This window comes from Streptomyces thermolilacinus SPC6 (assembly GCF_000478605.2).
Taxonomy (GTDB): Bacteria; Actinomycetota; Actinomycetes; order Streptomycetales; family Streptomycetaceae; genus Streptomyces; species Streptomyces thermolilacinus.
On record NZ_ASHX02000001.1, the window covers coordinates 5311207 to 5329225 of the forward strand.

At 74.8% G+C, this 18019-nt stretch carries 19 protein-coding genes; 9 read left to right on the forward strand and 10 right to left on the reverse strand.

Features of this window, described 5'->3' with window-relative positions:
• Positions 1-48: 48 nt before the first annotated feature.
• Entirely contained in the window at positions 49-738 is a 690-nt protein-coding gene (locus J116_RS22965; RefSeq protein ID WP_023589432.1) for a response regulator, read from the reverse strand.
• Between the two features lie 126 nt (positions 739-864).
• Here J116_RS22965 and J116_RS22970 point away from each other — a divergent pair, with 126 nt between their 5' ends.
• From J116_RS22970 to J116_RS22985, 4 genes are read left to right on the forward strand one after another with little or no spacing between them, the layout of a single operon-like run.
• The gene (locus J116_RS22970; protein WP_023589433.1) at positions 865-1848 is read left to right on the forward strand and encodes a Bug family tripartite tricarboxylate transporter substrate binding protein; all 984 of its coding nucleotides are present in this window, start codon (positions 865-867) and stop codon (positions 1846-1848) included.
• A complete protein-coding gene (locus tag J116_RS22975) occupies positions 1845-2456 on the forward strand; it encodes a tripartite tricarboxylate transporter TctB family protein (RefSeq protein ID WP_023589434.1) in 612 nt (203 codons plus the stop codon). Before J116_RS22970 ends, J116_RS22975 begins: the two co-directional genes overlap by 4 nt.
• Positions 2456-3952: a tripartite tricarboxylate transporter permease gene (locus tag J116_RS22980; protein ID WP_023589435.1), complete on the forward strand. Its 1497-nt coding sequence runs from the start codon at positions 2456-2458 to the stop codon at positions 3950-3952. The genes J116_RS22975 and J116_RS22980 overlap by 1 nt, the downstream gene beginning before the upstream one ends.
• Entirely contained in the window at positions 3949-4476 is a 528-nt protein-coding gene (locus J116_RS22985; protein WP_023589436.1) for a GNAT family N-acetyltransferase, read from the forward strand. Before J116_RS22980 ends, J116_RS22985 begins: the two co-directional genes overlap by 4 nt.
• Here J116_RS22985 and J116_RS22990 read toward each other — a convergent pair.
• Complete coding sequence (locus J116_RS22990; RefSeq protein WP_023589437.1) at positions 4455-4937, reverse strand: DUF402 domain-containing protein; 483 nt, start codon at positions 4935-4937, stop codon at positions 4455-4457. The two genes, J116_RS22985 and J116_RS22990, sit on opposite strands and share 22 nt — an antisense overlap.
• Positions 4918-5841 carry a GNAT family N-acetyltransferase gene (locus J116_RS22995; RefSeq protein ID WP_028964429.1) on the reverse strand — a complete coding sequence of 308 codons (924 nt, stop codon included), beginning with the start codon at positions 5839-5841 and terminating at the stop codon, positions 4918-4920. The genes J116_RS22990 and J116_RS22995 overlap by 20 nt, the downstream gene beginning before the upstream one ends.
• A 72-nt stretch (positions 5842-5913) precedes the next feature.
• Here J116_RS22995 and J116_RS23000 point away from each other — a divergent pair, with 72 nt between their 5' ends.
• Entirely contained in the window at positions 5914-6288 is a 375-nt protein-coding gene (locus tag J116_RS23000; RefSeq protein ID WP_023589439.1) for a GntR family transcriptional regulator, read from the forward strand.
• Between the two features lie 93 nt (positions 6289-6381).
• Here the strand turns inward: J116_RS23000 and J116_RS23005 are convergent, their stop codons facing one another.
• Complete coding sequence (locus tag J116_RS23005) at positions 6382-7473, reverse strand: DUF5925 domain-containing protein (RefSeq protein WP_023589440.1); 1092 nt, start codon at positions 7471-7473, stop codon at positions 6382-6384.
• Between the two features lie 465 nt (positions 7474-7938).
• On the opposite strand from J116_RS23005, the gene J116_RS23010 reads away from it, so the two are divergent.
• Positions 7939-8745 (forward strand): SGNH/GDSL hydrolase family protein, encoded by an 807-nt coding sequence (locus J116_RS23010; protein ID WP_023589441.1) that lies wholly within the window; start codon positions 7939-7941, stop codon positions 8743-8745.
• 343 nt (positions 8746-9088) lie between these two features.
• Complete coding sequence (locus tag J116_RS23015; RefSeq protein WP_028964430.1) at positions 9089-9352, forward strand: hypothetical protein; 264 nt, start codon at positions 9089-9091, stop codon at positions 9350-9352.
• Between the two features lie 286 nt (positions 9353-9638).
• On the opposite strand, the gene J116_RS23020 is transcribed toward J116_RS23015, so the two are convergent.
• The 3 genes from J116_RS23020 to J116_RS23030 are packed head-to-tail and all read right to left on the reverse strand — an operon-like array spanning position 9639 to position 12623.
• On the reverse strand, positions 9639-10853 hold the full coding sequence (locus tag J116_RS23020) for a CaiB/BaiF CoA transferase family protein (protein ID WP_028964431.1): 1215 nt from the start codon (positions 10851-10853) through the stop codon (positions 9639-9641).
• 34 nt (positions 10854-10887) lie between these two features.
• Positions 10888-11670, reverse strand: a complete 783-nt coding sequence (locus J116_RS23025) for an ABC transporter permease (protein WP_023589444.1) — start codon at positions 11668-11670, stop codon at positions 10888-10890.
• Positions 11667-12623 carry a daunorubicin resistance protein DrrA family ABC transporter ATP-binding protein gene (locus tag J116_RS23030; RefSeq protein WP_023589445.1) on the reverse strand — a complete coding sequence of 319 codons (957 nt, stop codon included), beginning with the start codon at positions 12621-12623 and terminating at the stop codon, positions 11667-11669. The genes J116_RS23025 and J116_RS23030 overlap by 4 nt, the downstream gene beginning before the upstream one ends.
• A gap of 63 nt (positions 12624-12686) precedes the next feature.
• On the opposite strand from J116_RS23030, the gene J116_RS23035 reads away from it, so the two are divergent.
• Positions 12687-13394 carry a TetR/AcrR family transcriptional regulator gene (locus J116_RS23035; RefSeq protein ID WP_023589446.1) on the forward strand — a complete coding sequence of 236 codons (708 nt, stop codon included), beginning with the start codon at positions 12687-12689 and terminating at the stop codon, positions 13392-13394.
• A gap of 96 nt (positions 13395-13490) precedes the next feature.
• On the opposite strand, the gene J116_RS23040 is transcribed toward J116_RS23035, so the two are convergent.
• Genes J116_RS23040 through hmgA form a run of 3 tightly spaced genes read right to left on the reverse strand, consistent with a single transcriptional unit; the run spans position 13491 to position 16921 of the window.
• Positions 13491-14756 carry a type ISP restriction/modification enzyme gene (locus J116_RS23040; protein WP_023589447.1) on the reverse strand — a complete coding sequence of 422 codons (1266 nt, stop codon included), beginning with the start codon at positions 14754-14756 and terminating at the stop codon, positions 13491-13493.
• A gap of 32 nt (positions 14757-14788) precedes the next feature.
• Positions 14789-15538 (reverse strand): GntR family transcriptional regulator, encoded by a 750-nt coding sequence (locus tag J116_RS23045; protein WP_023589448.1) that lies wholly within the window; start codon positions 15536-15538, stop codon positions 14789-14791.
• Positions 15539-15586: 48 nt separating this feature from the next.
• Positions 15587-16921, reverse strand: a complete 1335-nt coding sequence (hmgA, locus tag J116_RS23050; protein WP_023589449.1) for a homogentisate 1,2-dioxygenase — start codon at positions 16919-16921, stop codon at positions 15587-15589.
• 306 nt (positions 16922-17227) lie between these two features.
• On the opposite strand from hmgA, the gene J116_RS23055 reads away from it, so the two are divergent.
• Positions 17228-17839: a TetR/AcrR family transcriptional regulator gene (locus J116_RS23055; protein WP_028964434.1), complete on the forward strand. Its 612-nt coding sequence runs from the start codon at positions 17228-17230 to the stop codon at positions 17837-17839.
• Positions 17840-18019 lie beyond the last annotated feature (180 nt).

The following is an 18019-nucleotide window of genomic DNA, read 5'->3' on the forward strand; positions in this document are numbered from 1 at the left end:
GCGGAGCCGCCCCGCCGTACGTCCCCGCGCGCCGACGCGCCCCGCGCCTCAGCCCACGTGCCGGTAGCGGCGTTCCGGGCGGCCCGTGCCGCCGTAGCGGAGGGTGACCTCGGCGCGGCCGGTCTCCGCGAAGTACTCCAGATAGCGGCGGGCGCTCACCCGCGACAGGGAGCCCGCCTCCGCGCACTCCGTCGCCGAGAGCCCCTCCGGGTGCTCCCGCAGGATGCGCTCCACCAGGTCCGCCGTGTGCGCGGCGAGACCCTTCGGCAGCTCCCGCGAGGCGCGCGGCCGGGTGCCGAAGATCCGGTCCACGTCCTCCTGGCGGGCCTCGGCCAGCCCGGCCAGACGCGACCGCACGGACGCCGCGTGCAACAGCTGCTCCCGCAGCGCGGCCTGGCTGAACGGCTTGATCAGGTAGTGCAGGGCGCCCGCCCGCAGCGCCGAGCGGACCGTCTCCGCGTCCCGCGCGGCCGTGATGAACAGGGCGTCCGCGTGCGCCCCGCCCCGCCCGGCGCGCTCCTCCTCCGCCCGTACCGCACGCAGCACGTCGATGCCGTCCATGTCCGGCAGGTACACATCGAGCAGCAGCAGGTCGGGGCGCAGCTCGCGGGCGGCGCGCAGCGCGTCGGCGCCGCTGTGCGCCACCCCGGCGACCGTGAAGCCGTCCACCGCGGAGACGTAGCGGCTGTGCACCTTGGCGACCATGAAGTCGTCGTCCACCACCAGCACCCTCGTCATCCACCGAACGCTAGGCGGCGACCACAACGACCACAACGTCCGTTGATTGCGGAACGGAGACATGTTCTTAACGCGCGGGCAACATGTGGGCCACCTCTCCCTACCCGGCACCGAAAGGCGGCACCCGTGCGACTGCGCACTCCCCTCGCCCTGCTCGGGGCGGCACTGCTGGTGCTCGTGGGGCCGCCGCTGCTCCAGCCCGGCAGCGGCTCCGACACGGGCACCCACATCCCCGGCCTGCGCCTCATGGTCCCCAACACGCCCGGCGGCGGCTACGACATCACCGCCCGCACGGCGGCGAAGAACGCCGAGGAGGCCGGTCTGACCGGCGACGTCGAGGTGTTCAACCTGCCCGGCGCGGGCGGCACCGTCGGCCTCGCCTCCCTCGTCGGCGAACACGGCAACGGCCGCCTCGCCATGTCCATGGGCCTCGGCGTCGTCGGAGCCGTCCACACGAACAAGGCGCCCACGACCCTCGCCGACACGACGCCCATCGCCCGGCTCACCGAGGAGCAGGACATCGTCGTCGTGTCGAAGAACTCCCCGTACCGGACCCTGGGGGACCTGCTGGCCGCCTGGAAGGCCGCCCCGGGCAAGCTGCCCGTCGGCGGCGGCTCATCGCCGGGCGGCCCCGACCACCTCGCGCCGATGCTGATGGCGCAGGCGGCCGGGATCCCGCCGAAGTCGGTGAACTACGTGCCGTTCGACGGCGGCGGCGAGCTCCTCGCGTCGATCCTCGGCGACAAGGTGGCCTTCGGGGTCTCCGGCGTCGGCGAGTACCTGGACCAGATCGAGGCGGGCGAGCTGCGCGTCCTCGCCGTCACCGGCGCGCAGCGCGTCCCCGGCATCGACGCGCCCACGCTCCGCGAGTCCGGCCTCGACACGGAGTTCACCAACTGGCGCGGCATCGTCGCCCCGCCCGGCCTCACCGAGACCGAACGGGACAAGCTCGTCGGCCTGGTCACCAAGCTGCACGACTCCCCGCAGTGGCGGGCGTCCCTGGAGAAGAACGGCTGGACCGACGCGTTCCTCGCGGGCGAGGAGTTCGGCGCCTTCCTCGACGCGCAGGACCAGCGCGTCGCCGACGTCCTGAAGGAGCTCGGCCTGTGACCCCCCAGTCCCCGACCCCGAACCCCGTCCCCGACCCGGCCCAGCCCCCTGCCGCGACCCCGACCCCGACCCCGGCGCCGGCCCCGGCCGCGACCCGGCCCCCGGCCCGCGGCCGCCGTGCCTGGCTGCGGGAGCACTCCGAACTCGGCGTCGGCGCCCTCCTCTTCCTCCTCGGCGTCCTCGTCCTCACCGACGCCGTCACCATGAGCGTGGACCTCGCCCAGCGCGGCCCCGTCGGCCCCCGCACCGTGCCGCTCGTCGTCGGCGCCGGACTGCTCCTCGTCGCCGTACTCCTCACCGCGGACGTGCTGCGCGGCGGGCGCGGCGAGGCCGAGGGCGGCGAGGACGTCGACCTGTCCGAGCCCGCCGACTGGCGGACCGTGCTGCTCCTCGTCGGGGTGTTCCTCGGCAACGCCGTCCTCATCGGCCCGCTCGGCTTCCCGGTCTCCGGCGCGCTCCTCTTCTGGGGCTGCGCGTACGCGCTGGGCAGCCGCCGCACCGACCGGGACCCGCTCGTCGCGGCGGTCCTCTCCTTCGTCACGTACTTCCTCTTCGACCATCTGCTGGGCGTCCCGCTGCCCGGCGGCCCGCTCATGGGAGTGATCTGATGGATTCCCTGAACTCCCTCATCGACGGCTTCGGCACCGCCCTCACCCCGGTCAACCTGCTGTGGGCCGCGGTCGGCGTGCTCCTCGGCACCGCCATCGGCGTCCTGCCGGGCATCGGTCCCGCCATGGCCGTCGCGCTGCTGCTGCCCGTCACCTACGGGCTGGAGCCGACCGGCGCGTTCATCATGTTCGCGGGCATCTACTACGGCGCCATGTTCGGCGGCTCGACCACCTCGATCCTGCTCAACACCCCCGGCGAGAGCGCCGCCGTCGTCGCCGCCATCGAAGGCAACCCCATGGCGAAGGCGGGGCGCGGCGCCCAGGCGCTCGCCGCCGCGGCGGGCGGCCACTTCGCGGGCGGCCTGATCGGCACGGTCCTGCTGGTGGCGCTCGCCCCGGTCGTCGCCGCGCTCGCCGTGGACATCGGCGCGCCCGACTACTTCGCCATCATGGTGCTGGCGTTCATCGCCGTCACCTCCGTACTCGGCAGGTCCCGCGTCCGGGGCTTCGCCGCCCTGCTGATCGGCCTCACCATCGGTCTGGTCGGCCTCGACCGGATGACCGGCCAGGCCCGGCTCACCTTCGGCTCGCTCCAACTCGCCGACGGCATCGACGTGGTCATCGTCGCGGTCGGCCTCTTCGCCATCGGCGAGGCCCTGTGGGTCGCCGCGCACCTGCGCCGCCACGGCGCCGAGGCCATCCCCGTCGGCCGTCCCTGGCTGGGCCGCTCCGACCTGCGCCGCACCTGGAAGCCGTGGCTGCGCGGCCCGCTCATCGGCTTCCCGTTCGGCGCGATCCCGGCCGGCGGCGCCGAGATCCCGACGTTCCTGTCGTACGTCACGGAGAAGCGGCTGTCGAAGCACCGCGACGAGTTCGGGCGCGGCGCCATCGAGGGTGTGGCGGGACCCGAGTCCGCCGCGTCCGCCTCCGCCGCCGGAACCCTCGTCTCGATGCTCACCCTGGGGCTGCCCACGACGGCCGTCGCCGCCGTCATGCTCGCCGCGTTCCAGCAGTACGGCATCCAGCCGGGCCCGCTGCTGTTCGAACGCGAACCGCAGCTCGTGTGGGGCCTGATCGCCTCCCTGTTCATCGGGATGGTGCTGCTGCTGGCGCTGAACCTGCCGCTCGCGCCCGTGTGGGCGAAGCTGCTGCGGGTGCCCCGCCCCTATCTGTACGCGGGCATCCTGTTCTTCGCCTCCGTCGGCGCCTACGCGGTCGGCGGCGAGGCGCTGGACCTGGTGATCCTGCTGGTCATCGGCCTCATCGGGTTCGGCATGCGGCGCTACGGGCTGCCGGTGCTGCCCGCCGTGATCGGGGTCATCCTCGGCCCGGCCGCCGAACAGCAGCTGCGCCGCGCCCTGCAGATCAGCGACGGCAGCCTCACCGGCCTGGTGAACACGCCGTTCTCCGTCGCCGTGTACGCGGTGGTCGCGCTGCTGCTGGCCTGGCCGCTGATCGGCAAGGTGATCAACCGCCGTCGTAATCTGACGGTATGACGAACGCCCCCGACGGCATCCGCCCCGACGGCACCGGCACCGGCACCGGCACCGGCGGCAACGCCTCCGACCGCACCGGTCCCGACGGCATCCGCCCCGCCGCCCCCGCCGACGTGCCCGCCGTGCGGGCCGTCACCGACGCGGCCTACCACCACTACATCGAGCGGATCGGTCTCGTACCGGCCCCGATGGAGGCGGACCACGCCGCCGACGTGGCGGCGGGGCGGGTGTTCGTCGCCGGGGACCCGGTACGCGGCCTGGTCGTCGTCCGCGCCGAGCCCGGCCACCTGTACCTCGACAACGTCGCCGTCCACCCCGACGCCCAGGGCACCGGCCTCGGCCGCCGCCTCCTCGCCTTCGTCGAGGACCGCGCCCGCGCACTCGGCCTCCCCGAGGTGCGGCTGCTGACGAACGCGATGATGTGGGAGAACCAGCGGATGTACGAGCGGTACGGCTACGAGGTCGTCGAGCGCCGCAAGGACGGCCCCTACGACCGCGTCCACTACCGCAAGTCGCTGCCCTGACGGGCCAGGGCCTCCAGCGCGTCCAGCGCCTCCACCGCGCGGGCGGCCGCGTCCGGGTCCCGCCCGGCGAGGCCGCTCGCCGCGAACTCGTCCTCGTCCAGGCGCAGTACGAGCCGCCGGTCCGCCGACACCCACAGGTCCAGGTCCAGGTCCTCCACGACGACCTCCGCCTCCCGCACGTCGGCGGGCCGGGTGATGTCGCAGTACCAGCCCTTCAGCGTCCCGTCGGCGGCCCGCACCTCCTTCACCGAGTACCACCGGTCCCGCCGGTAGTGCTCGGTGAACACGTCCCCGGGCTCGAACCGCACGAAGCCGAAGTCCCGCACTCCCTCGCCCGCCCACGCCGCGCGGACGGTGAGCACCGTGCCGTCGTCGGACACCACCTCGGCCGTGTAACGGATCTTCGTACGCCCCGCCTTCACGAGGACGACGTCCACGACGTCACCCGAGCGTGCGGACATGGCGCACCTCCGTCGCGCACGGCTCGTACCCGAAGCGCCGGTTGATCGCGAGCATCGGGCCGTTCTCGGAGTCGTTGCTCGTGTACGCCTCCACACACCCGGCCGCGCGGGCCCGGCGCAGCGACTCGGCCTTGGCGAGCGTGGCGAGGCCCCGCCCCCGGTGGGCGCGCAGCGTGCCCGTCATCGCCGACACGTACCGCCCCTCGCCGTCCGTGTGGGCGGCGCTGAACGCGGCGACGGCCCCGTCCACCAGCACCACCGCCGTCAGCTCCCGGTCGAGCAGCGGGTCGTTCCAGGTGTCGGCGAGCCACTCCTCGTAGTCGACCGGGCCGAACGGGATGTCGGTCGGCTCGTCCGCCGTGACCTCCACGTCCGCCGCGTACACCGGCCGCGGGTCGGCCGCGAAGTCCGCCGCCGTACGCAGCTCCACACCGGGCGGCAGCACGTCCGGCGGCTCCGGCAGCGCGGCGGAGGCCAGGTCGAGCCGCTGGTAGCGCAGGGTGCGCGTGGGCCGGTAGCCGCGCGCCCCGGCGAACGCCCTGCACTCCGGCGCGTCCAGCACCCAGGTGTACACCTCTCTGGCGCCGAGGCCCGCCAGGTACTCCTCGGCGGTGCCCAGCAGCGCCCCGCCCACCCCGTGGCCCCGGTGGGCCGGATCGACGAGCGGCGTCGCGAACGCCTGCCCCGGCTCGGAACTCTCGTACGCCAGGCCCGCGTTGGCGTAGCCGACGACCTCCCCGTCCCGCTCGGCCACGAGCATCAGATAGCGGCGGGCGGGCGGCGCGGCCCGGTGCTCGTTCACCATGGACGCGGGTGTCGTGACGGTGTACGGCGCGGCGGCGCGCCGCACCCGTACGGCCGCCGCCGCGTCGGCGGGCTGGAACTCACGGACGATCACAGTCATGGACGCCGACGCTACGCGCGCCACCGCCCCCGCCGCCTCCGGATTTCCGCCCGGTGGGGGAGAATCGGCCGCGTGACGCTGAAGATCGCCCTCGACCCGGAGTCGACGACCGCGCCGTACGAGCAGCTGCGCGCCCAGATCGCCGGACAGGCCCGGTCCGGCAGGCTGCCGGTCGGCTACAAGCTGCCCACCGTCCGAGGACTGGCGGAGGAGCTGGGTCTCGCCGCGAACACGGTCGCCAAGGCGTACCGGGCGCTGGAGACGGACGGCGTGATCGAGACCCGGGGCCGCGCCGGAACGTACGTCGCCGCGGCGGGCGACGCCGCCGAACGCCACGCGGCCGCGGCGGCCGCCGCCTACGCCCGTGAGGCCCGCCGACTGGGCCTCACCCGCGCCGAGGCCCAGTCGGCGGTGACCGACGCGCTGCGCGCGGTGTACGGGTCGTAGAGCGCGCCTACGGGGCCCACGCGGCGCGCGCGGCAGGGGCGTACGGGCGTACGGGTACGCCGGGCTCGCGACCTCGTACGCCTGCCGCGCGCCCTACAGGTACAGCCCCGCGCTCGGAGTGCGGGGCTCGGGCAGCGCCGTCGGGCTGGTGCCGCGCCGCAGGGCGTACAGCTCCGCGAGGGTGGCGCCCTCGCGGCCGACGCCGTCCTCCCGGCCCAGCCAGCCGACCGCCTCGGCGCGGGTCAGCGGCCCCACCTCCACGCGGGCCAGGCACCGGCCGGGCCGGACGACCGCGGGGTGCAGGCGCTCCAGGTCCTCGTTGGTGGTGACGCCCACCAGGACGTTGCGCCCCTGGCCCAGCAGCCCGTCCGTGAGGTTCAGCAGCCGCGACAGGGCCTGCCCCGCCGTGTGCTTGGCCTCGCCGCGGATCAGCTCGTCGCAGTCCTCCAGGAGCAGCAGCCGCCAGCGGCTCTTGGCCGTGCCGTCGTCCTCGCCGATCGCGATGTCCATCAGATAGCCGATGTCCCCGAACAGCCGCTCGGGGTCGAGGACGCAGTCCACCTGGCACCAGTCCCGCCACTCCCGGGCGAGGGTGCGCAGCGCGGACGTCTTGCCGGTGCCCGGCGGGCCGTGCAGGAGCAGCAGCCGCCCCGAGACGTCGTCGGGCGTGACCTTCATCAGCCGGTCCAGCGCGTCCGCGACGGGCGCCGTGTAGTTGGGCCGTACGTCCTCCCAGGCGCCGGCGGCGATCTGGCGGGTCGTCCGGTACGGGCCGCGGCGCGGCGACATGTACCAGAAGCCCATGGCCACGTCGTCGGGGCGCGGCTCCGGCTCGTCCTGCGCGCCGTCCGTCGCCTGTGCGAGTACCCGTTCGGCGAGGCCGTCGTCCACGGCGGTGACCGTGACGTCGGCGCCGCGGCTCCAGCGGGAGACGAGCAGCGTCCAGCCCTCGCCCTCCGCGAGAACGGCGCTGCGGTCGTCCGCGCGGGCCGAGCGCAGCACGGCCGCGCCCGGAGGGAGCAGCGTCGCCCCCGGCTTCACCCGGTCGAGGCTGCGGCTGCGCGAGTGCGGCTGCTCACCGGTCGTGAAACGGCCGAGGAACAGCGCGTCCACCACGTCGGAGGGGGAGTCGCTGTCGTCCACGGTGAGCCGGATCGGCAGGGCGTCCTGCGGGTTGGCTGACATGGCCCCATGATCCGGCACACCCGCCTCGCCCGCACCGGTTTTTGCCCCCGCCGCGCCGCGTGTCCGGTCCGCGCCCGCCGCCCGGCGCCGCGTGGCCCCGTCGCGGATGCCCTCGTCCGGTGGCGCGTCCCGGCCGTGGACGCACCGCCCCGAGCCGCCTCGCGCGGGCGCCCCGGACCCCGTACGCGCGAAGGAAGGTTGTCCGTCGGCCGGGTGAACGTCCGGTGTGTCGCGGGGACCGGAGACCGCCCCGGCGGAGTGCGCCGAAGGGCGGTCGGCCGGGCGCGCGGGAGAAGCGCGCAGGTCAGCCCAACACCACCGGCGCGCACCCGAGTTGGGCGTCGTGCACGGAACGCGCCGCTCCGTTCGGGCGAATGTCCAAGCGATTGCTGTCGTGTCTATTGGCATGCACACGGCGCCCTGCTACCAAGGGTCACGCAGTGATCCTGCTAACAGGGGGTTCCATTGAAAACGTCCCGCGTTGCCGCTCTCGCGTCTTCGCTCTTCCTCGGTGCCGCTCTCACGCTGACCGGTGCGGGGGCCGCGCAGGCCAACTCCTCGGCCGCCGTCGACTACGTGGCTCTCGGCGACTCCTACTCCTCCGGCGTCGGAGCCGGCGCGTACGACACCGCCAGCGGCTCGTGCAAGCGCACACCCCGCGCCTACCCCGCCCTCTGGGCGGCCGCCAACGCCCCGTCGTCGTTCGCGTTCACCGCCTGCTCGGGCGCGCAGACGACCGATGTGACGGCTAGCCAGCTCGGGCCGCTCAACAGCGGGACGGACCTCGTCTCCCTCACCGTCGGCGGCAACGACGCGGGCTTCGCCGACGTGATGACCACCTGCGTCCTCCAGTCCGAGGCCACCTGCATCTCACGCGTCAACCAGGCCAAGAGCTACGTCGATACGACGCTGCCCGGCCGCCTCGACACCACGTACCGGGCCATCCGCGGCAAGGCCCCGGCCGCCCGGGTCGTCGTCCTCGGCTACCCGCGCTTCTACAAGCTCGACGGCAGCTGCATCGCCGGGCTGACCGAGAACGAGCGGCGCGCCATCAACGGCGCCGCCGACCACCTCAACACCGCCCTGGCCAAGCGCGCCGCCGACCACGGCTTCGCCTGGGCCGGCGTCGTGTCGAACTTCACCGGCCACGAGATCTGCTCCGGCTCCCCGTGGCTGCACAGCGTCAACTGGCTCAACATCGGCGAGTCGTACCACCCGACGGCCGCCGGTCAGTCGGGCGGCTACCTCCCGGCCTTCCGGAACGCCGCGTAGCGGCGGGCGCACCGCCCGGCCGGGCGGCGGGGGTCGAGCACACCCCGCCGCCCGGCCGTCACGCCACCGCCCGCGAACGGCCCTCCCGCGGGCCCTTCCCACGACCCCTCGGGCGCGCCCCTCGGCACCCCTCCCCGCGCCCCGCTCGGCACTTCGCTCCGCACCCCGCCGAGAGCGCCGGACGCCCTTCCAACTCACCCTGGAACCAGACGTATTCGAAGAGTCACCGCCAACCCGCTTATGTGTGCGGTGAATGGCGATACCGGGATACACGACTGCGATGCGGGGACGATAGGGTTAACGTTGGCCCGGGCCGGGTGCCCTTGTACGGGTGGGGAGTGTCATGGAACAGATAGCAATGCGCAGCAGGCCACGCGTGCCTGCCATCACCTGCGGGAGCAGCGCGACCAGTTCGCGTCTCGACCGCCACCTCGCGGTGCTCGGAGGCCCCGCCATCCCGCAGCGCGAGACCGCCGAGGCCACGTCCCTCATGCTGGAACTGACGTCGCGTGACGTCGCACGCAGGCATCGCAGCAGGAGCGCGCGCGTCTCGCTCTTCGCACCGCTCCGCCGACTGCGCCGCTCACTCTTCGGCAACCACGGCTGAGACGGGCCCTCCCTCAGGACGCTTCGGCTCCGGGGCGGCCGAGCCTGCGCCGACAGGACCCGCTCGCCGCCCCGCCCTCCCCGGGACCGCACCCCCGCCCACGGTCCCGACCCGCGCCGCCCGCCCCGTACCGCGACCGCCACCCGCCTCGTACGCGACCACACCCAAGCCCGCCCCGCGAGGCCCGCGTCGAGGCCCCCGGCCCACGCGACGGCCACCCGGCCCCACGCGCGGCACCCCGGCTCCCGTGCGGCCGGCGACCGGCGGTCAGCAGCCGCCCCCGCCCTCACGCGACCACACCCTCCCGCCGCAGCCGCGCGCACTCCCGCGCGTCCACGCCCAGCTCCCGCAGCACCGCGTCCGTGTGCTCGCCCAGCTCCGGCACCGCGCCCATCACCGGCTCGGGGCCGCCCGGCAGGGTGATCGGCGGCAGCAGCGCCCGCAGCGGGCCCACCGGCGAGCCGACCTCCCGCCACCGGTCCCGCGCCGCGAGCTGCGGATGCGCGGCCACGTCCGCGACTGTGTTCAGCCGGGCGCACGCGATCCCCGCCGCCTCCAGCCGCTCCAGCGCGTCCGCCGTGCCCAGCGCCGCCAGCGCCGCCCCGACCAGCGCGTCGGTGCGCTCCCGGTTCGCCACCCGCGCCCGGTTCGTCGCGAACGCCGGGTCCTCGCCCAACTCGGGCCGCCTCAACACCTGTTCGGTCAGGCGCCGCCACTCCCGGTCGTTCTGCACCGACAGCAGCACCTGCCCGCCGTCCGCCGTCGCGTAGGCGTCGTACGGGGCGATCACCGCGTGCGCGACGCCCGTGCGCGCCGGGGCCTCGCCGCCGTGCATCCCGTGGTGCAGCGGATGGCCCATCCACTCGGCCAGCGCCTCCAGCATCGACACCTCCACCGGCCCGCCGAGCCCCGTCGTCGCCCGCCGCAGCAGCGCCGCCAGCACCCCCGAGAACGCGTACATCCCCGCCGCGATGTCCGCCGCGGGTACGCCCGCCTTCACCGGCCGCTCCGGCGTACCCGTCACCGACACGAGCCCCGCCTCGCACTGCACGAGCATGTCGTACGCCCGCTTGTGCGCGTACGGCCCGTCCGGCCCGTACCCGGAGACGTCCACCGCCACCAGACGCGGGTGCGCCGCGCACAGCGTCGCCGTGTCCAGGCCCAGCCGGGCCGCCGCGCCCTGCGCCAGGTTCTGCACGAACACGTCCGCGCGCCCGATCAGCCGCCGGACCAGGGCGATCCCGCGCGGGTCCTTCAGATCGACGGCCAGGGACTCCTTGCCCCGGTTGCACCACACGAAGTGCGAGGCGAGCCCGCGCGCGGCCGTGTCGTAGCCGCGCGCGAAGTCGCCCCCGTCCGGCCGCTCCACCTTGATCACCCGCGCCCCCAGGTCGGCGAGCTGGCGGGTCGCGAACGGTGCCGAGACGGCCTGCTCGACGGCGACGACGGTGACCCCGTCGAGCGGGAGCGGGAGCGGCCGGGGCATCGGTTGGGTGCTCATGACAGCCGTACCTATCGTGTACGGGCCACCTTTGTCACCCCTCCGGCCGCGCGTAGCGCCGTACCGCCGCCGGGGCCGCCAGGGCCAGCAGCACCAGCGACCAGGCCACCGCGCCCGCCACCGGGTGCGCGACCGGCCACGCGGCGTCCGCCGGGACCGGGGCGTTGCCGAAGAGGTCCCGTACGGCCGTCGTCACCGCCGAGATCGGGTTCCACTCGGCCACCGCGCGCAGCCAGCCGGGCATCCCCTCGGCCGGGATGTACGCGTTCGACAGCAGCGGCAGCATGAACGTGGCGCCGCCCAGCTGACCCGCCGCCTCCTCGCTGCGCGACGCCAGGCCCAGCAGGATGCCCACCCACGTCGTCGCGAACCGGAACAGCAGCAGCAGACCGAACGCGCCCGCCGCGCGCAGCGGACCGCCCTCGATCCGCCAGCCCATCGCGAGCCCCACCAGCAACAGCGGCACCATCCCCACGGCCGCCGTCAGCAGATCCGCCACCGCCTGCCCCAGCGGTACGGCCGCCCTGCTCATAGGCAGGGTGCGGAACCGGTCCATCACGCCCCGGTGGGAGTCCTGCGCGGCGGTGAACATACCGGTCATCACGCCGTTCGCGGCCGTCGCGACCAGCAGCCCCGGCACCAGGAAAGCCCGGTAGTCGGCGCCCGGCATCGCGACGGCGCTGCCGAAGACGTACCCGAAGAACAGCAGGAACACGACCGGCATCGTCTGCGTCATGACCGTGATCGCCGGGGCGTGCGCGATCCGGCGCAGATGACGTCCGACGACGGCGGTCCCGTCGTGGGCGAGGGCGTTCACGCGGCGGCCTCCTCGGGGCGGCTGGTGCGGGTGTGAGCGGTGAGGCGCAGGAACACCTCGTCGAGCGTCGGCGGGCGCAGCGCCGCGTCCAGGACCAGCACCCCGGCCGCGTCCAGCTCCCGTACGACGCGGGGCAGGGTCAGCGTCGGGTCGGCGGCCACCGCCGCGGTGGTCCCGGCCTCGGCGTCCAGGACGGGCTCCGCCCCCGTGAGGCGGTCCAGCACGGCCGCGGCGGCCGGGAGGGCGGCGGGGTCCCCTACGACGACCTCCACACGGCGGCCGAGCGTCGCCTTCAGCTCCGCGGGGCTGCCCCGGTGCGCGACCCGGCCTCCGTCGATCAGCACGATGTCCTGGGCGAGCCGGTCGGCCTCCTCCAGGTACTGCGTGGTGAGCAGCACCGCCGTGCCCTCGGCGGCCAGTTCGCGCACGGCGTCCCAGATGCCGTTGCGGCTGTGCGGGTCGAGGCCGGTCGTCGGCTCGTCCAGGAACAGCACGCGCGGCCGGACGATCAGACTGGCCGCCAGGTCGAGGCGACGGCGCATCCCGCCCGAGTACGTGCGCGCCGGGCGCCCCGCGGCCTCCGCGAGTCCGAACCGCTCCAGCAGCTCGTCCGCGCGGGACTTCGGAGCCCGCAGCAGCCGGGCGAAGAGGCGCAGGTTCTCCGCGCCCGTCAGGTCGCCGTCCACGGAGGCGTACTGGCCGGTCACGCCGATGTGGCGGCGCACCTCGGCGGGCTGCCGCAGCACGTCGTACCCGGCGACCCGGGCGCTGCCCGCGTCCGGCGGGAGGAGCGTGGTCAGCACCCGTACGGCGGTCGTCTTGCCCGCCCCGTTCGGCCCGAGGACCCCGCAGACCGTGCCCTCCGCGACCGCGAGGTCCAGCCCGCGCAGGGCCCGCACCTCGCCGAAACGCTTCTGGACACCTTCACTAAGTACAGCGTACGTAGTTGCCATGCGATGACTGTAGCTCACTACGTACGGTGTACGTAACTACGATGGGAGGCGAGGTGATGATCAATGGCGGGCCGAGCGGCCGAACCGGAAGTGATCTGGGCGCGCCCCGAGCGCACCGGGAGGGGCCCGAAACCGGCGTACAGCCGCGCCGACATCGCGGCGGCGGCGGTGCGCCTGGCGGACGCGCACGGCGTGGAGGCCGTGTCGATGCGCCGCGTCGCCGCCGAGCTGGGCTGCGGCACGATGTCGCTGTACAACTACGTGCCGCGCAAGGAGGACCTGTACGAGCTGATGGTCGACGAGGTCAGCGGCGAGTACGAGCTGCCCGAGCCGACCGGCGACTGGCGCGCGGACATGCTGGCGACGGCCCGCCAGACGCGGGCGATCATGCACCGCCACCCGTGGCTGCACCGGGTGATGACGACGTTCTACGCGTCCGGCCCGAACGCCCTGCGGTACCTGGAGGCGTGCCTGGGCTACCTGGAGCCGCTGGACGTGCCGCCCGGCACGAAACTGGAGTGCGTCGCCATGGTGAACGGCTCCGTCATGACGTACGTCGTCAACGAGTTCGCCGTCGCGGAGCGGGCCCGCGCGGTGCCCTGGTCGGCGGAGCAGGAGCAGGCCGTGCGCGACGCCTACCTGGCGCGGCAGCTCTCGACCGGCCGGTACCCGAGGCTGGCCGCGTTGTTCGCCGAGGCCCCGGCGCCACCGCAGGACCCGGACGCGGTGTTCGAACGGGCCGTCCTGCGCGTCCTGGACGGCTTCGCCTGACGCGGGCCCGCACGGTGGCGCGCATGGGGGCCCGCAGGGCTGGGCGCCCGCACGGTGACGCGCATGGGGGCCCGCAGGAGGTTCGGGCCCGCGGGATCACAGCAGGGCGAACTGCCCCTCCGGGCCCTCCTCGTGGTGGTCCAGCACCGACGCCGGGCGCCGGGCGGCCCGCGGGTGCGGCAGCACCCCCGCGGCCCGCAGCGCCGTGCGGGTGAGCGGCGCGGCCCCGAGGCGGTCCGCCAGGGCGGCGCGCTCCCGGTCCAGGGCGGCGAGCAGCGCCAGTACGGTGATCAGCTCCAGCAGCTCGGACGTCCACTCCTGCGGCCAGGCCGACGGGCGGACCGCCTCCAGGGTGCCCGGCTCGGCCGCCGCCGTCCGCCGCTCGAACCACAGCGGCAGCACCCGCACCCCGCCGACCTGGTACTCCCACGCCTCCGCCGGTACGGGCGCGACCCGGCCCGCGCCCACCCGCAGGACCTCGTCCCCGGCGTCGTACTCCAGCGCCTCGGGCCACGGCGGCAGCGCGGCCCGAACGTAGGGCCGCCGCCCGCCCGGCAGGCGCGGCCGCTCCCCGCCCCGCGCGCCCCGCAGCTGGACGTCCACGGCGCGCCGCCCCAGCGCCACGCCCGCCGCCCACAGCCCCGGGTCGGCGGTCAGCGGCACCCGGCACCCGGCCGGGGACGGCGCCGCCACCGCGACCGCCCACGCCAGCAGCTCCTCGGGGGAGGGCGCCCGCCCGTGGTGGCCGCGCAGCAGCTCCGCGAGGCCCGGCGCGATGTTCGGCTCCCGCCCGCCGGGCCGCCGGTACAGGGGGCGTACGCGGCCGGGGCGCCCGGAGGGGGAGCGGCCGTCCGGGAGCGGGGCGGTCACCAGCAGCGCGGGACCCGCCGCCCCGGGCACGTAGCCCTGCTCCACCGCGAAGACCTGCCGGTCGTCGGCGACCCGCCACAGCTCGGGGCGCGCCACGTCGATCAGCCGGTGGTCCGGCAGCAGCCACCGCTCGTCGAACGGCCCGTACGCGATCCGTACCGGCTCCGGGCAGGGCCCGTCCTCGCGCGCGAAGCGCACCGTCCCCGTCCGCTGCCCCGGCAGCGCCGCCACCGCGCTGCGCGGCGTACGGGCCCGGCTCGGCCAGAACAGCGCCTCCCGCTCCGGGCCGCCGGCCGCCATCAGCGCGTCCCAGCGGGCCCGCAGCGTGGACCGGTCCGGCGCGGCCACCCACTCCCGGCCCAGCCGCAGCGGCGGCACGGACCACGGCACGAGGTCGTCCAGCAGCGGCACGTCGTCGGCGGACACCTCGCCGGCAGGCACGTCGGCAACGGTCACGTCGTCGGCAGGCACGTCGGCGTTCACGCGCCGCATGCTAGCGGCGCCCGCGCCCCGCGCGGCGGCCCTCAGTCCGCCTCGACCGTGACCGTGAAGGAGAACCGGTCGCCCCGGTAGCGGATGCGGGCCACGTCCACCACCCGGCCGTCCTCGTCGTACGTCACGCCCGTGTAGTGCAGGATCGGCGACAGCAGCGGCACCTCCAGCAGCGACGCCGTCGTCGGGTCGGCGAGCCGCGCCTCCACCGTGTCGGTGATCCGGCTGATGCGCACCCCGACCGCGTCCCGCAGCACCTTCGTCATCGGCCAGCGCTCCAGGTCCGCCAGGTCGATCCGGTCGGCCAGCTCCGGGCGTACCGCGTTCTCCGCCCAGTTGGTCGGCTCGTCCGTCTCCACGTCGCGTCGCAGCCGCCGGTACGTGACCACCTCCGCCACGTCCGGGAAGAACTCCACCAGCTCCCCGGGCACCTTCGCCGCCCCGTGCCCGAGGACCGTCGTCCGCTCTCCGGACTGCTGCGCCACGATCGCGTCGACCGAGCCGAGCACCCGGCGCGGGGCGCTGCGCCGGGCGCCCGGCTCGATGAAGGTGCCGCGCCGCCGGTGCCTGCTGATCAGGCCCTCCTGCTCCAGCTCCTTGAGCGCCTGCCGCATGGTCAGCACGCTCACCCCGTAGTGCGCCGCGAGCTGCTCCTCGGTGGGCAGCCGCAGCGACGCGTCCGGGGCGCGCCCCAGTATGGAGGCGCGCAGGGACTGGGACACCTGGTACCAGAGCGGGAGCTTCCGGTTCAGGACCAGGGAGTCGGGGGCGAAGGCGGACACGGCATCTCCGTACTGCTGCGTGCGGCGTACGACCCTACGGCGGCGTACTTACGAGCGGAAGTGGCGCTCCAGACCCTGCCACACCTCGTCGTAGCCGCGCTGCAGGTGGTCGGCGTTCGCCGCCTGCTCGCTCGTCGCGATGGGCCAGCGCGTCTCGAACATGAACGCGAGGCCGTCGTCGATCTTCTGCGGCTTCAGCTCGGCGGCGCTCGCCTTGTCGAACGTCTCCCGGTCCGGGCCGTGCGCCGACATCATGTTGTGCAGCGAGCCGCCGCCGGGCACGAAGCCCTCCGCCTTCGCGTCGTACGCGCCCTCGATGAGGCCCATGTACTCGCTCATCACGTTGCGGTGGAAGTACGGCGGGCGGAAGGTGTCCTCGCCGACCAGCCAGCGCGGCGCGAACACGACGAAGTCCACGCCCGCGAGGCCGGGGGTGTCGGTCGGCGAGGTCAGTACCGTGAAGATCGACGGGTCCGGGTGGTCGTAGCTGATCGTCCCGATGACGTTGAAGGTCCGCAGGTCGTAGACGTACGGCACGTAGTTTCCGTGCCAGGCGACGACGTCCAGCGGGGAGTGGCCGTACTCGGCCCGCCAGAGGTTCCCGCAGTACTTGTTGACGACCTCGACCGGGCCCTCGACGTCCTCGTACGCGGCGACCGGCGCCCGGAAGTCGCGCGGGTTGGCCAGGCCGTTGGCGCCGATCGGGCCGAGGTCGGGGAGCTGGAACGGCTGCCCGTAGTTCTCGCACACGTACCCGCGCGCCGTGCCGTCCGGCAGCTCCACCCGGAAGCGGACACCGCGCGGGACCAGCGCCACCTCGCCCGGGCGCACGGACAGCAGGCCCATCTCGGTGCGCAGCAGCAGCCCGCCGCGCTCCGGGACGATCAGAAGCTCGCCGTCCGCGTCGCTGAACACCCGCTCCATGGACGCGTTCGCGTGGTACAGGTGCACGGCCATGCCGGTGCGCTGCGCCACGTCGCCGTTGCCGCCGAGCGTCCACAGGCCGGCCAGCCAGTCCGTGCCGGGTGCGGGCTCCGGGAGGGGGTTCCAGCGCAGCCGGTTGGGGTCGGGGACGGTCTCGGTGAAGGGCGCGGAGCGCAGCGCGCCGTTGTCCGCACGGGTGAACGGCGGATGCGCGGCCGAGGGGCGGATGCGGTACAGCCACGAGCGGAGGTTGCGGGCGCGCGGCTCGGTGAACGCGCTGCCGCTCAGCTGCTCCGCGTACAGCCCGAGGGGGGCCCGCTGCGGGGAGTTCCGGCCCAGCGGGAGGGCGCCGGGAACGGCCTCCGACTGGTGCTCGTTGCCGAAGCCGGAGAGGTACTCCAGGCTCTCCGCGGTCTTTCGCGTCTGCTCGTTCGCCTGTACGGCGCCGCCCATGCTCATCGCACGCTCCTGCTGGTCATGGAATCCTATGCACGACCGTAGGATTCCCAAGGGCCCACGTCAACGGGGCGGACCGCGGCAGCCCGAAACACGCGCGGCCCGCGCCCCGGGTCGGGCGTCCCGTACGGGGACCTGCGCGGGATTCCGTACGGGATCACCCGGTACGGGGCCGCCTCGCTCGGCGGGCCCGCTGGACGGGTCTCCTTGCGCGGGCCCCTCTCGTGCCCGTGTGACGCGTCCCGTGCGGGGCGGGTTTCCGTACGGGGCTTCCCGTACGGGGTCCGGGCGGTCACTCTCTTCTGCATCATGGAATCCGTGCCCCCGCCGCCGTCCCTGCGGCGGCCGCCCGTGCAGCGGCGCAGCGCCGAGCGCCTCGCCCGCATCCTCGACGCCTGCGCCGACCTGCTCGACCTGACCGGCTACGACGAGCTCACCACCCGGGACGTCGCCGCGCGCGCCGGTGTGCCGATCGGCTCCGTGTACCGCTTCTTCGCCGACAAGCGCGCCATGGCCAAAGCCCTCGCGCACCGCAACCTCGACCGCTACGCCGCCCGGGTGGCCGCCCGTCTCGCCGCCGAGCCGGGCCTCGACGGGCACGCGACCGTGGACCTGGTCCTCGACGAGTACCTCGCCATGAAGCGCACGGTGCCCGGCTTCGCCCTGGTGGACTTCGGCGTGCCCGGCCCCTCCGTGCCGCCCGGCGAGGACCCCAACGGGCGCGTCGCCGACCTGATCGCCCCGCTGCTGGCCGGGCGTGCCGACCCGGACGAGGTGCTGTGCCGCAAGGTGCGGGCCGGGGTCGAGGCCGCCGACGCGCTGCTGCGGCTCGCGTTCCGCGCCGACCCGGCGGGCGACCCCGAGCTGATCGCGGAGACCCGCGAGATGCTCCACGCGTACCTGGCCCCGGTTCTGCGCTGACCGTTCGGCCGACGCACGGTCCCAACTCCGGCCTCGCCGGGCTTTTTTGGCCTCCGTCGGGGCCGGCGGACTCCCGGCGGGCGGTGACGCCGATGGGCCGACCGGGGGAACCCGCGACGGCGCGCCGTCCGTAATGCGTCGCTCCTCCGCTATGTGTCAGATAGTCAGATTATCGGTTAA